Origin of the sequence: Bacillus sp. ATD (assembly GCF_050585765.1) — a bacterium.
Classification (GTDB): Bacteria; Bacillota; Bacilli; order Bacillales; family Bacillaceae; genus Bacillus; species Bacillus stercoris.
In genome coordinates this window covers 1-14,220 of sequence record NZ_JBOBQH010000013.1, presented here as the reverse complement: position 1 = coordinate 14,220, position 14,220 = coordinate 1, and the positions used below count along the sequence as shown (strand labels likewise).

The following is a 14,220-nucleotide window of genomic DNA, read 5'->3' as shown; positions in this document are numbered from 1 at the left end:
AGCTTTTTTGATTACTTCTTTTTTTCATCGTAGTATTGGACTGGATACATGGAGCCTTCTGATACCATTTTGTTGTCCTCGATATCTTGCGGGTCCGGGTGGCCGGCTTTATCGACTGGGAACGTTTCCATGTCTGGCTGTTTTGTTATTTTCATCTTCATGCTGTGAATGAATTCTCTTGCTTTTTGGCGATTTGACGGGTCTTTTAATAGATAAGAAGTGATGCCGACAGTTGAAACAGCGAGACCTGAAAGTAACAGTTTTTGTTTCATGGTGATACTCCTTTCTATTTTAAGAGTAGTGTTTCCTGTATCATTCCCGTTTTGGTTATAGCTAAACCTATTAAGTTTTTATCATTCGCATTTTCAGTAAATTCCATTTTTGAAAAACTAGTAACTTCATTCCTGTATTGGAAGGTAATATACATTGATTTATTATTATTTTAGTCAAAATTCGATAAATATTGACAAGGTCAAGTAATCAGAATAATAATATAACTAGCAAGAGAATGCCATCATACATGAAAGGTGTTTACGATATGAATCAATTGCATCGAAGAATGGGAACGTTTTCCCTCATGATGGTCGGGCTCGGGTCGATGATTGGCTCAGGCTGGCTGTTCGGGGCGTGGCGTGCGGCCCAGATAGCAGGACCAGCTGCTATTATTTCATGGATTATTGGAATGGTCGTCATTTTATTTATTGCTCTTTCTTATAGTGAATTAGGATCTATGTTCCCTGAAGCCGGGGGAATGGTAAAATATACGCAATATTCACACGGTTCGTTTATCGGTTTTATCGCAGGCTGGGCCAACTGGATTGCGATTGTGTCCGTTATTCCGGTTGAAGCCGTTGCCTCTGTCCAATATATGAGCTCTTGGCCTTGGGAATGGGCAAAATGGACAAGCGATTTGGTGAAGAATGGAACACTGACTGGGGAGGGACTGGCATTTGCCTCTGTATTGCTTCTCATTTATTTCCTGCTGAACTACTGGACAGTCAATCTATTTTCTAAAGCGAATTCATTCATTACAATTTTTAAAATTATTATTCCGGGTCTGACGATTGGAGCTTTGCTGTTTGTCGGATTCCACGGAGAAAACTTTACTGACGGTCAAAGCGTTGCGCCGAATGGCTGGGCGAGTGTGCTGACAGCGGTGGCCACTTCTGGTATCGTTTTTGCGTTTAATGGTTTCCAAAGCCCGATTAATATGGCGGGTGAAGCAAAAAATCCGGGAAAATCAATTCCGATTGCAGTTGTCGGTTCTCTTTTCGTAGCAACAGTCATTTATGTCCTGCTGCAGATCGCCTTCATCGGAGCGGTGAATCCTTCTGATATTGCTCACGGCTGGAGCCACCTGAACTTTAATTCTCCTTTTGCTGATTTGGCGATCGCGCTAAATATTAACTGGCTTGTGATCGTGTTATATGCGGATGCATTTGTATCACCTTCTGGAACTGGGATTACGTATACGGCGACAACGTCCCGAATGATTTACGGAATGGAAAAAAACAAATATATGCCGAGTATATTCGGGAAGCTTCACCCGATTTACGGTGTGCCGAGACAAGCCATGTTCTTTAACTTGATTGTTTCGTTCATCTTTTTGTTCCTGTTCAGAGGGTGGGGTGTGTTAGCGGAAATTATTTCTGTTGCTACGTTAATTTCTTATATCACCGGCCCGGTTACAGTGATGACATTGAGACGGACGGGGAAAGACCTGTACAGGCCTCTTCGTTTAAAAGGCTTAAACGTGATTGCGCCGCTTGGATTTATCTTTGCGTCGCTGGTGCTGTATTGGGCCCGCTGGCCGTTAACAGGACAGGTGCTGTTTATTATCCTGATCGGTCTGCCGATTTACTTCTATTATCAGGCGAAGGCGAAATGGAAAGGGTTTGGCCGAAACTTTAAAGCCGGCGTCTGGATGGTGTTTTATCTGCTGGCCATGATGGTCATTTCTTATTTGGGCAGTGATAAATTCGGTGGCCTGAATGTCATTCATTATGGCTGGGATATGGTTCTGATTGCGATGGTATCACTTGTATTCTATGTGTGGGCGCTGAAGAGCGGCTACCAGACAGAATACTTAAAGGATGCGAAAGAGATAAATTCTCAGCTGCTTAATGGACAGTCAGAAGCTGCTGCAGGAAAAGAATAAATGAAAAACCTTGCGCGGAGGGCGCAAGGTTTTTTTGTTGATTTGCTTCATATCGAAATGTTACACCATTGTAAATTCAATTTGGGTTTTAAAGGCCCATTGTTAAGTTAGTGTAAATTTGTTAGAAGATTCATTTACATTCATATGAACTTGAAACATAATCATAGGGAGTTTTGCTGATATATGTCGAGACAGAGGTGAAAGCGTTGACGATTGATATCCAAACATTACTGTTCGAATTCTTTGGGGGTCTCGGTATTTTCCTAATTGGAATTAAGTTCATGGGAGAGGGACTTCAGAAATCGGCTGGGGATAGATTGAGAAATATATTAGACCGTTTTACAAGCAATCCGCTGATGGGCGTATTGGCGGGCATCATTGTGACGGTTTTGATTCAAAGCAGCTCAGGAACGACGGTAATTACCGTCGGGCTTGTCAGTGCGGGCTTTATGACGCTTCGTCAAGCCATTGGCGTTATTATGGGAGCCAATATTGGAACAACGGTTACCGCGTTTATTATCGGGATTGACATAGGGGCTTATGCATTGCCGATTATTGCTGTCGGCGGATTTTTACTGTTTTTCTTTAAGCATAAACATGTGCAAAATGCCGGTCAGATTGTGTTTGGGTTTGGGGCTCTGTTTTATGGGCTGGAGTTAATGAGCGGCGGCATGAAACCGCTCCGTTCACTTGAGGCATTTCATGATTTAACTGTCAGTATGAGCTCTAATCCGTTACTGGGTGCTGTCATTGGGACTTTGTTTACGGTTCTTGTGCAAAGCTCCAGCGCCACGATCGGCATCTTGCAAGGTTTATTCTCAGATGGGCTGATTGATATTAACGGTGCGCTGCCAGTGTTATTCGGTGATAATATCGGGACGACGATCACCGCGGTTCTTGCATCTTTAGGTGCATCTGTTGCGGCGAGGCGTGCTGCTGCTACTCATGTGCTGTTTAACCTAATCGGGACAGCAATTTTCCTGGTTTTTCTTAAGCCGTTTACAGCATTGATTTTGTCACTTCAGGCTTCGATGGGGCTTGATCCGAAAATGACAATTGCATTCGCACATGGAATCTTTAATACGACCAATACGATTATACAGCTTCCTTTTGTCGGGATATTGGCTTTGATCGTTACAAAACTGATTCCGGGCAAGGATTCTATGGTCGAATACAAGTCGCATCTTGATCCGATTTTTATTGAACAATCACCATCTATTGCTCTCGGACAGGCAAAAGAAGAAGTGATCCAAATGGGGAATTTTGCGGTGCAGGGGCTGGAAGTCACAAAGCAGTTTTTGGTGACAAAGCAGCCAAAATATGCGGCCAATGCTTATCAGATAGAGGATGCGGTTAACAATCTCGACCGGAAAATTACCGATTATTTGATCGAACTTTCTTCAAGTTCTCTCTCAGAGCACGAGTCTGAGGAGCATCATATGTTGATGGATACGGTCAGAGACATTGAAAGAATCGGAGATCACTTCGAAAATGTGATTGAATTGATAGAATACCAGCAGGCGCATCGTGTGGTTATAACTGAATCTGCTATGACGGATTTAACTGAAATGATGGATTTGACGATTTCTACTGTGAAGGCGTCCATTGAAGCTTTGCACCACAATGATGCAAAGATAGCTGAACAAGTCATTGAAAAAGAAGATGACATTGACAAAATGGAACGGAAGCTTCGCAAAAAGCATATTATCCGTTTGAATGAAGGGCTGTGTACTGGACAAGCGGGCATCGTCTTTGTTGATATGATCAGCAACCTGGAGCGTATCGGCGATCATGCGGTCAATATTGCTGAAGCTGTTATTGGTGAAAATCGATGAGGAAAAAGCATAGAATCCTAGGATTCTATGCTTTTTTGTAGTCTTTTTTCACTTTCTGGAAGACATCAGCGTAATTTGTGAACACTCCTGTCACGCCCCAATCAAGCAGGCGGCGCATATCTGCTTCTGTATTGACTGTGTAAGGGTGCAGCAGGAGGCCGTGGCTGCGGATCATACGGACGTTTTCTTGATTCAAAGCTTTATAATCCGGGCCTGCACCAACAGCGTATGTTTTGATTTCTTCCAGTTCAGCATCTGTCATTGCCGCCATTTGTTTGGCTTCCAGCAATTGAACGGTCGGCAGTTTTGGCTGTAATTGATGGACTTTTAACAGGCTTTCTTTGCTGAACGATTGAATGATCACCTGGCCGGGCTTAGAATGTTTGCCTAGTAATTTATGTTTCTGTAAGGAAGCGATCAGTTTTTCTTCCATACCAGGGTAGGTGTCAGGCGATTTTGTTTCAATGTAGTAGTTCGCGTGCTTTCCGAAACGGTCTAATACTTCTTCTAATGTAGGAACTTTAAGGCCGGCGTACTGCGGCTTCGCTTTTTCCGGATAAGCTTCATTAAACCAAGAACCGGCGTCCAGCTTCTTAATGTCTGCGAGCGTATGGTCTTTCACCCAGCCCGTTCCGTTTGTGGTACGGTCCAGTTTTTCGTCGTGCATGACAATTAATTTCCCGTCTTTTGTCATTTGCAGATCCAATTCAATATAATCTGCTTTCATTTTTTGAGCGGTTTCGTAAGACAGAATCGTGTGCTCAGGCACATATCCAGAAGCCCCTCTATGCGCAACAGTCAGGATACGGTCAGGCGACAGCAGGTTTCCTTTTGACGCTGCCGACACTGGTGTTACCATAAATGAGAGTAAGCCTAGCGACAGAACAACCAAGGCAAGTATTCTATTTTTTCTCATGATTTCTCCTCCTTATTGATAAAGACTACCTGTCTTTCATATTAAAAAACGGATGTAAACGGCGTGTTGGAAAATGATTAATCTTTTATGTGGCTTTTTTAAACGTGCTCTGCCCGTTTGCCTGTATTCCATGTCAAAGCTAAGAAGACGATAGCAAGAATGCAGGAAGAGATCAGCATGATAAAGCCGCCGTTCCAATCAAACCGGTCAACGACAAAGCCCATAATGGCGTTTGCGAAAGCAGATCCGCCGATGTATCCGAAAAATCCGGTCAAACCGGCTGCAGTTCCGGCTGCTTTTTTCGGTGCTAGGTCAATCGCTTGCAGGCCGATCAGCATAACAGGTCCGTAGATTAAGAAGCCAATGCTGATCAAGGCGATATTGTCTACGAGCGGATTGCCGGCCGGATTCAGCCAGTACACCATTACGGCAATGAAAACGCCCGCCATAAACAAAACGCCTGCCGGTGCCCGGCGGCTTTTGAAGAATCGGTCACTGATCCAGCCGCACAAAATGGTTCCCGGTATGCCGGCATATTCGTAAAGAAAATAGGACCAGCGCGAGTCTTCAGGAGAAAAGCCTTTGGCTTCTGTTAAGTAAGTAGGCGCCCAGTCCACCACGCCGTATCGCACGAAATAAACAAATACATTGGCAAACGCGATATACCAAAGAAATTTGTTATTCAGCACATATTGAAAAAGGATTTCTTTTGTTGTTAATTCCTTTTCTTGATTTTTAAAAGCGTGTTTTGGATAGTCATTCCGATACTCTTCAATTGGCGGGAGCCCGCAGGATTGAGGCGTATCACGAACCAATAAAACAATTAAAAATGAAATGATAATGGCGATGATGGCAGGGAAGAAAAACACGCTTTTCCAAGTGACGAACATCGCGATGCCAAGAGTGACAAGCGGAGCAAGAATACCGCCGCCTATGTTATGTGCGACATTCCAGATCGACATTTTTGTGCCGCGTTCACTTATAGAAAACCAATGGGCCATTGTCCTGCCGCATGGCGGCCAGCCCATTCCTTGAAACCATCCGTTGATAAACATAAAAATAAACATGATGGTGACGCTCGAAGTCACCCACGGCATTGAAACGAATAGAATATTGACGATTGCTGATAAAAATAGGCCTGTCGCCAGAAAATATCTCGGATTACAGCGGTCAGACACCATTCCCATGATGAATTTGCTGAAGCCGTATGCAATGGACACAGCGGCCAGCACCAAACCTAGTTCTGTTTTGGAAAATCCCTGTTCCTGCAGATAAGGAATGGCAAAGGCAAAGTTTTTACGCAGCAGGTAGTAGCCTGCGTAGCCAATGAAAATACCAATGAATACTTGCAGCCTGAGCCGTTTATAAGCCGCATCCATCTTTGAATCATCCAGTCTCTCAATATGAGGAGCCGGTTTAAATATATGAAGCATCAAAAATTATCCCCCTTTGTTGTTTGTGCTGGATGTATGCGTGCCTCCTTTCTGAAAAACAAAAAGAGCCAGAAAACACCCCTTGTCAAAAGGGGGTGGATTCCTGGCTCTCCTCATCTCCATCCAAGCTATTAACTTATTATGATAGCGCTTTCTTAAGTTATCATAGTCTAGAGTGAATGTAAACGGGTAATTTCAAATTAGGTATTGAGAAAGTAAATATAATCCTTTTACTAAATGGAGTTATGTTTTTTTACTGGCAGCATAAAAATCTGGAGGGAGGCTGTTGCAGGTGGATGAATTAGATATCGCATTCGGTATTTTACCGTTAGGAATTATGCTGTTGTCGATTGTCGGGACTTGTATTTGTAAAAACGCGTATCTGATGCCAATGCTTAGTTTGGTGATTTCTCTAGTGCTCACCTTTACCATTTTTAATGAATCATTTTTGGGATGGGTTGTAGTCTATAGCTTGATTTCCCTGGCTTTATCCTATATCACATTGATTGTGATAAGGAAAAAGAAAGAATCAGGAAAATAAAAATCCTCACTTTCTAACAGATTGTTGACTAAGGCAACTATATGTGATTATAATTGGCTTAGTCAACGATATTAGAAAGTGGGGATTTGATTTGAAAACAAGAGAATCATCTGTCGGATTAAAATTCAGAAAGTTCAATCGATTTTATACAAACGTCCTTGGTTTCCTTAATGAGCACATTTACGACAGCCCGTTTTCCTTAACGGAAACACGGATATTATTTGAAGTTTATAATACGCCCAATTGTACGGCAAAAGCCCTTCAGGATAAGCTGGGGCTTGACCGGGGATATGTCAGCAGGATTGTGAAGCAGTTTGAAAAAGAAGGTTTGATCTATAAACAGAGGAGCAAAGATGACGCCCGCCACCATTATATTTTTGTCACAGAAACAGGAAAAACGATTTATAAAAAGCTGGAGGAGAAAGCCAACGAACAAGTGGAACTGATGCTGAAGGAAATCAACCAAAAGGAGCAGCACAAGCTTGCCGAGGCGATGGCAGAGATTGAAGCGATCCTTTCACAGTCGCTTTCTGCCAGAACATCAGAGATATCGATTAGAGATTATTTTCTGTCGGATGATCTTCAACTCCTTATTGAGAAACAAAGACAATTTTACGCGGAGGCTCACGGCTGGGATGACACGTTTTTAGCTTACCTTCAGGGGACATTTGACGCTGACATCGAAAACATATGGATTGCGGAAAGCGGCGGGAAATTTGCCGGCTCTGTCGGGCTGGTCAAGCATGATGATAAGACAGTCCAGCTCAGATGGTTTCTGGTTGATGCGGCTTTTCGGGGCAGGGGGCTCGGCACTCAATTGCTGGAGCATCTGGTTGCATACTGCCAAGACATGAAGTTTGACCGCATTTTCCTTTGGACGGTGAGCACCATGGCTGAGGCTCGTCCGCTCTACGAAAAATTTGGATTCAGGATAAGTGAAGTGAAACAAGAAGCGCCATTATGGGGACAGCAGCTGACAGAAGAACGGTGGGATTTGGAGCTGTCATGAAAAGACTGCACTATGCTTGGATCATCGTCTCCGTCACCTTTTTGATCTTATTGGCGGTTCAGGGGGTGCGGCTGTCGTTTGGTGCATTTGTGGAGCCGTGGGAACGGCAATTTTCAATGGATAGAAGCACCATCTCGTTGATTTCGACGATGAGCTTTATTGTTTACGGCATATCACAGCCTGTGATCGGCCGGCTTGTGGACAAGTGGGGTGCTCGGGCTGTTTTGGCATGGAGTGCGTTACTGACAGGCGTCAGCATTTTCTTAACATACCTTGTGACTTCGCCTTGGCAGCTGTTTTTGCTTTATGGGCTGGGTGTCTCGCTTGGGGTTGGCGGAGCATCGAATGTGGCAGCAAGTGTATTGGTCGTCAATTGGTTCAGCAAAAAGCGGGGGCTAGCCTTTGGGATCATGGAAGCAGGATTTGGCGCGGGGCAAATGCTTCTCGTCCCTGGCTCACTCATGCTGATCCATTGGTTTAGCTGGAAGCTGACGGTTGTGGTGTTGGGGCTGCTGTTAATCGTGATTGTTTTTCCGGCTGCGCTGCTGATGCTGAGGAACAATCCTTCAGAAAAGAAGACAGAGCCGATAGGCGGACTGGCTGCTTCAGAAAAAAACACAGCACCTAAAACAACTGCTCTTTCAGTGACCGGGATGTTTCGAATGAGGCAATTCTGGTTTTTGATTTTGCCGTTTTTGATCTGCGGATTTACGACCGTGGGGCTGATGGATACCCATTTGATTCCCTTTTCTCACGATCACGGCTTTTCCACGACGGTCACGAGTGCCGCTGTCAGTCTGCTCGCAGGCTTTAATATTGCCGGCATCTTACTGTCGGGAATTATAGCGGACCGGTGGAGCAGCCGGAAAATCCTGTGCTTTTTATATGCGGTGCGCGCGATGTCGATCGTGATTCTCATATACAGCCACGAGCCCTACTTGCTTTTAGCCTTTGCGATTCTGTTTGGATTAGTGGACTTTGCAACGGTAGCACCGACTCAAATGCTCGCCACCCAGTACTTTCAAAACTACTCGATCGGCCTCATGATTGGCTGGCTCTCACTCGCCCACCAGATCGGATCGGCACTTGGCGCGTACGTGCCTGGCGTCATCTATACGATAACAGGTGAGTATACACTGGCTTTTTATTTGTCGATTGGAATGCTAGTGCTGGCGAGCGTGATGAATGTGATGCTGAGGGAGCCTGCGGCGGTCACGCGTGACAGTGCGGCTGTGATAGAGAAGTGATAAGGGCAGAGGGGAAGCATCTCTGATTTCGGAATTATTCAGAGATGCTTTTTTTGTATTTTTGTTCTAACACGAAGTCGATCATACCGACAGTGCGGGCGTTTTCGGATTTTTGTTTGAAGCGCTCAGAGATTTGAACTTTTCTTGAAAATGGGGAAACACCAAATACCCATATTAGGCCAATTAACACAAAAAACATTTGTACACCCATTTCTATTAAATCATTGTAATGAGAACTGAAAAAATAAATATATAAGGTTATTAGTGTCACTGTAAATACGATTTTGACAGTGTGTTTGAATGTGAGCTGTGGTTCAATTAAACACACTTTCATTTGGTTGAGTGTGAAAGAGTCTTGTTTCATTAGGTAAGAAAGTAAATCGTTATCGCTTTGACTGATAGGGTACAAATCGGTTTCTATTTTTTTTGTGATCTCCTGATATGTATGTATATTACTTTTCATACAGTATTCCCCCTTTTTTAAGAAGATCTCCATGAATCCTCTAAAAGGATCCATGGAGATCAAGACTATTAATAATGTACGGAAGAGTCCTGCAACTGCTCCTGCTTCAGGGCCTATTTTAAATGTAATCCAATTCTTAAGTCCAGAAGTAGCGCTGTTACATATTGCAACGTCAAAAAGGTACAAATTAAGTATTCAATGTTTGAGTTATTGAATGACATAAAGTTCAGTCGGTAAGCTAAGACTGTTAGATAGATTTTGATAAAGTGGATTTGGAACCCAGTGAGCGCCTTTTGTGTCTGCCCATACACCCCGTGTATAGATGCCGTTAAGCATCCATTCTAGATCCGTTCTCCATCAGCTTCGCTTTCGGTTTCAGCTCTGAAATGTAGAGGCCTAAAAGTGTAAGCGCGCCTCCTAGAAGAGCGATCCATGTCATGTTTTCGTGCAGAATCAGGACAGAAGCGGCGATCGTGATAACCGGGACCATGTAAATATACGCACTGGATTTGACGGCTCCGAGCACGCCAACTGAATAATTCCAAGTGGCGAAGCACAGGGCAGAAGCGCCAATGCCTAGGAAAAGCATGTTAAGCGCATTCGAAGCAGATGAAAATCGGCTCAGGCCAAAATGGAAGTCGAACAAAAATAAGGCGGGAACCATAAACAATAAGCCATACAAAAATACTCTCTGTGTCAACTCGATGATGTGGTATTCGTAAGCACTTAATTTTTTCATGAATATCGAGTAGCCTCCAAACACGAGAGCGGCCCCGGCTGCCATGATGTCTCCGAGCGGATTCAGACGCAGTACCACATTGCCGTTAAACGTAATCAATAAAAGCCCGATCAGTGCCGAGACAAATCCAATGAAAAAAGTCAGACGCAGTTTTTCGCCTTCGAGCAGAAAATGGGCCAAAACCGCAGTGATCATCGGTATAATGGACACGATCATGCCGACATTGGATGCGTATGTATAGGTGAGAGCTATATTTTCTAATAGAAAGTATAAGGTTACGCCAAATAAACCAGCCCCGGCAAACAACAGCTCATGCCGCCAATTTCTGAACGGAATCATGTTGGGACGAACGAGGATCAGAGCGATAAAGCCCATCAAAAACCGATAAAATAATATTTCCATTGGAGAGAAGTCAGCCAGCAGAACTTTTGTCGAAATAAAGGTCGTCCCCCAAATCAGAATGGTCACAATGGCTGCGATATGCCCGGAAGTTTCTCTTTGTATGTTCATCTGTGAAGCTCCTTTTCAAAAATCTTCATGTATTGCTTCGGTGTCAGCCCCACCTGCCGTTTAAAAAACTTCGTCATATGGCTCTGATCACTGAACCCTGTCTGAAATGCGGCATCAATTGGTCTTACCCCTTGTTCAAGAAGTTTTTTCGCTTGATTAATCCGGATTGTTTCCATATAGCTATTAGGCGTAATTCCTTTTTGTTTTGTAAACGAACGCAATAAATGATACTTGCTCCATCCTGTTAATTCACTCAAATCATTGAGCGTGACGTTTTCGGCATAATGCTCTTCTAAAAATTCGCAAACCAATTTGACTTCGTCGGATGGTTCGGGAACGCTATTAAGGAACGTAACATCCGAATAGTGGCGAATCAGCTCTTCCAGCAGATGAAGAAACAGCTCCTCCTTACGCAAAGCTTGTTTTTCGTCTGATATCAAAATATGCAATTCCTGCAGGCTGGCTGTCAGCTCATGACGGAATAACACATGCTGGGAGAAGTAAGGGAGATGCCCGGCGCCGGTAATTTCCTTCACTGCCTTCTCCATGACATCCGGCATGACATTGATACACCGATAATCAAGCGTCCGGCCGTCAATCTGTTCACAGCTATGCGTGTCACGGGGGTTAAAGAGGAGAAGATCACCTGGATTGATGATATATTCTTGATCCTGACAGGCCAGATACCGTTGCCCTTTTTCAATAAATCCAATCACATAATAATCGTGAAAGTGGTTCGGGAACTTTTGCATAATCCCCTTGAAGCGGTAGGCTTCTATATGAAGATGTGGGTCAAGCTGCAGTGTGCGGGTTTCGTTTTGCATGGGATGCCTCCTGTCGGTATGGTGGTCTTGGATTAAGTGTAGCATGGTTTTGGGGGATTTCTTGTATGATGTTGCTGTTTAAAAAAGCTAACCTTTATTGGCTGCTTCTTTTTCCATCAGCCATGAATAGAATTTGTGGTGCCCATCTCAACTAATGTCAACGTAGCTATATTACGCTAGGCGGGCATCTGGATTTTTCCAACTCAACAGGGCTTTGAAATCTAAGCTGAATTTTTTTAAACGAATTCTGTCAGTGGTTAGAAGAAAACAGGAGGTCATAAAATATTCTCTTATGTACATTGATTTCACCTGTCGCTATAACTCATATTTTAAAATTAAACATCTGATAAAGAAGTATATCGAAACAAATTTCCGAGGAAGTTTTTATGATGAATGTTCAAATTTGTTGTGAACGCTGCCACGGAGGCTAAGATATTAGTTGTTCATCACATTTACCGCTAACACCAATTATAGGCAATCCGATTAAATTCTTTAGAAAGTCAGCAGGTCAATTGGTGCTCTTGCCCCTTTTCTATAAAATCACTTCCGCGTCGTAGAACAAAATGTCATTAAGCGCCTGTGGTTCTAATACCTAGCCCTACCTGTGCTGACAGGATGACTTTTGTTACCTTGTCAAATATCGATTCTGAATGAGAACTAATTTTTCTCAGTTTTTGCAAGTAGCTAAAGACATGCACCGTTGTTTCCTCATTATGTGAGCTTTTCGCCCTTCCGTCATTAAAGTCCACGAGATCACTTGTATCAAAAATTTTAATCAATTCGGACAGAATTGACTTTTAGAAAGAGCATATATTCATGATTTCTAGCCCATAAAAAAAAGGAACTTGAAACGTTCGGTATGTTTGATTACTGTTTTTTTTCTTCAAAGGTTTGTCGAATGCCCGGGTAATAACCGAGTTTTCAGTTTTTAAAGAGAGTGACGTAGGCATTGAGATGTGATATCTATAAAAAGTCTTAATGGAATAGATTAACTCAAACAAGCCTTTAAGGTTTTTTTTTATAAAAAAATAAACTTTTGGATTATTTTTAGAGTTTTCAGCCAGAATGTGGTTACAAATATTAGAGATGAAAGAATTTTTTACAATTAAAATAGGTATATAGGGATAAATCTAAAAACAAATGAAAGGATGAAGGTTTCTTTTAACAAAAATTCCTTGTTTTTTTATACCGAATGTTTTTGGGGACAATTAATTAAAATATGGAGCGCGAGTTCGATTTTTTCTAGGAAAAGAAAGGTGATTGCATATGTATACACTTCAAGAAATTAGTAAACCTAAAAGAAAAAAACTAGTGAAAAATATTGAGAAGCATTTAAAGAACTACAATAATTACAAAGTTGCCATCCTTAATCTAAGTAAACAGCTTGAATTCATAGCTTCAAATGATAACAGGGAAATCTTTAAAGAAAGCATCGATGATGACTGTGAGTTTCAAGAATCTGTAGATAAACTCACCAGCGAGTTGCAGCATATCAAACTTGTTAAAGATTCAATCGATATATCATTATCAGAATTAACTGAACTAGAGTATAAATTTGTTCAATACCGTTATTTCAAGAATTGGACTATAGAAAAAAGTGCACTAGAGATTGGTTACAGTGATAAAGCTCTGTTTGTAATACGTAATCAGGTAATGGATAAATTATTGATTAGCCTAGGAAGTGTTGTTTACATGTAACTTGATAGATTGAAAATCCAGTTTTGTACATATAGTCTTTGAAGTTGAAGATAGAAGTATAACTAAATATACAAAATACTTCTACCTTTTTCTTTAAATTAATCTTATTTTTCTTTTAAAAAGAAAGCTCGATAACCAATAGCAACAGATTTACAGTAAAGGAGATTTGATGATGGATAAAGGGACATTTGTCAGGACGTCTGTCTTAATTATAGCACTTATAAATCAACTTCTTACTATATATAATAAGTCACCTCTTCCTTTAGATAATGAACAGTCGGAACAATTCGTATCTATGATATTTACCACTATTGCTGCAGTGATAGCGTGGTATAAAAATAATTATGTTACAAAAAAAGGGCACTCACAAAAACAATTATTGGAGGAAAAGAATTTAACTAAAAGTCAAAAAAAAAATAATAGGACCTTTAGCTCTCCTAAATAGGGGAGTTTTTTTATTTCTTTGGAATGAAGTACATCACAAGCTAAGAATTTAAAGACTGGTTTCTCCCGATTATTATAATTTGCTCGTAGGATGAATGTACATCATTTTTGACAAAACTACTATAGAGAGTAAGTCCATTAGATTTGTATTAGTAAACGAATAAGAAGGAGGAAAAATCAATTACAACACATTAATAAGTAGGCATCCTGCTTTATTCAACCTGTCTCTAAGACCTATATGTAAATACATTTTGTTTTTTTTTGCTTATTTTTTCAGGATTTTTAGCTTACATAATGAATACTCCTAAACCTCATCTAAGATTTAAGATAATTTATGTACTCTTCCTCATGAGGACTAATAAAAAAATGGAGGTCAATTATGGCAACAACATATTCTACAACT

At 41.8% G+C, this 14,220-nt stretch carries 13 protein-coding genes; 7 read left to right on the top strand and 6 right to left on the bottom strand.

The window, feature by feature from the left end; all coding sequences use genetic code 11:
- Positions 1-11 precede the first annotated feature (11 nt).
- A complete protein-coding gene (locus ACQXR1_RS20580; RefSeq protein WP_003234883.1) occupies positions 12-272 on the bottom strand; it encodes a hypothetical protein in 261 nt (86 codons plus the stop codon).
- A gap of 266 nt (positions 273-538) precedes the next feature.
- Between ACQXR1_RS20580 and ACQXR1_RS20575 the strand changes: the two genes are divergently transcribed.
- Together ACQXR1_RS20575 and ACQXR1_RS20570 are read left to right on the top strand one after the other, a co-directional pair.
- Positions 539-2,158: an APC family permease gene (locus tag ACQXR1_RS20575; RefSeq protein ID WP_103031476.1), complete on the top strand. Its 1,620-nt coding sequence runs from the start codon at positions 539-541 to the stop codon at positions 2,156-2,158.
- 206 nt (positions 2,159-2,364) lie between these two features.
- Entirely contained in the window at positions 2,365-3,993 is a 1,629-nt protein-coding gene (locus ACQXR1_RS20570) for a Na/Pi cotransporter family protein (protein WP_430772786.1), read from the top strand.
- A 25-nt stretch (positions 3,994-4,018) separates the two neighbouring features.
- On the opposite strand, the gene ACQXR1_RS20565 is transcribed toward ACQXR1_RS20570, so the two are convergent.
- Together ACQXR1_RS20565 and glpT are read right to left on the bottom strand one after the other, a co-directional pair.
- Entirely contained in the window at positions 4,019-4,909 is an 891-nt protein-coding gene (locus ACQXR1_RS20565; protein WP_418657442.1) for a glycerophosphodiester phosphodiesterase, read from the bottom strand.
- Positions 4,910-5,007: 98 nt separating this feature from the next.
- Positions 5,008-6,342: a glycerol-3-phosphate transporter gene (glpT, locus tag ACQXR1_RS20560; protein ID WP_014662600.1), complete on the bottom strand. Its 1,335-nt coding sequence runs from the start codon at positions 6,340-6,342 to the stop codon at positions 5,008-5,010.
- 292 nt (positions 6,343-6,634) lie between these two features.
- Here glpT and ACQXR1_RS20555 point away from each other — a divergent pair, with 292 nt between their 5' ends.
- The 3 genes from ACQXR1_RS20555 to ACQXR1_RS20545 all read left to right on the top strand — a co-directional run bounded on the left by ACQXR1_RS20555 (position 6,635) and on the right by ACQXR1_RS20545 (position 9,139).
- A complete protein-coding gene (locus ACQXR1_RS20555; protein ID WP_014662601.1) occupies positions 6,635-6,883 on the top strand; it encodes a YbeF family protein in 249 nt (82 codons plus the stop codon).
- A gap of 91 nt (positions 6,884-6,974) precedes the next feature.
- A complete protein-coding gene (locus ACQXR1_RS20550) occupies positions 6,975-7,892 on the top strand; it encodes a bifunctional helix-turn-helix transcriptional regulator/GNAT family N-acetyltransferase (RefSeq protein WP_430772785.1) in 918 nt (305 codons plus the stop codon).
- Positions 7,889-9,139, top strand: coding sequence for an MFS transporter (locus ACQXR1_RS20545; RefSeq protein ID WP_430772800.1), 1,251 nt, complete (start codon positions 7,889-7,891; stop codon positions 9,137-9,139). Before ACQXR1_RS20550 ends, ACQXR1_RS20545 begins: the two co-directional genes overlap by 4 nt.
- Positions 9,140-9,173: 34 nt before the next feature.
- Here ACQXR1_RS20545 and ACQXR1_RS20540 read toward each other — a convergent pair whose 3' ends face one another.
- The 3 genes from ACQXR1_RS20540 to ACQXR1_RS20530 all read right to left on the bottom strand — a co-directional run bounded on the left by ACQXR1_RS20540 (position 9,174) and on the right by ACQXR1_RS20530 (position 11,675).
- A complete protein-coding gene (locus ACQXR1_RS20540) occupies positions 9,174-9,602 on the bottom strand; it encodes a hypothetical protein (RefSeq protein WP_418657444.1) in 429 nt (142 codons plus the stop codon).
- Positions 9,603-9,930: 328 nt separating this feature from the next.
- Positions 9,931-10,851: a DMT family transporter gene (locus ACQXR1_RS20535; protein WP_306289223.1), complete on the bottom strand. Its 921-nt coding sequence runs from the start codon at positions 10,849-10,851 to the stop codon at positions 9,931-9,933.
- Positions 10,848-11,675 (bottom strand): AraC family ligand binding domain-containing protein, encoded by an 828-nt coding sequence (locus ACQXR1_RS20530; RefSeq protein WP_014662606.1) that lies wholly within the window; start codon positions 11,673-11,675, stop codon positions 10,848-10,850. Before ACQXR1_RS20530 ends, ACQXR1_RS20535 begins: the two co-directional genes overlap by 4 nt.
- 1,266 nt (positions 11,676-12,941) lie before the next feature.
- Between ACQXR1_RS20530 and ACQXR1_RS20525 the strand changes: the two genes are divergently transcribed.
- Together ACQXR1_RS20525 and ACQXR1_RS20520 are read left to right on the top strand one after the other, a co-directional pair.
- A complete protein-coding gene (locus tag ACQXR1_RS20525) occupies positions 12,942-13,373 on the top strand; it encodes a transcriptional regulator (RefSeq protein WP_168780709.1) in 432 nt (143 codons plus the stop codon).
- Between the two features lie 172 nt (positions 13,374-13,545).
- Positions 13,546-13,818, top strand: a complete 273-nt coding sequence (locus ACQXR1_RS20520; protein WP_168780708.1) for a phage holin — start codon at positions 13,546-13,548, stop codon at positions 13,816-13,818.
- Positions 13,819-14,220 lie beyond the last annotated feature (402 nt).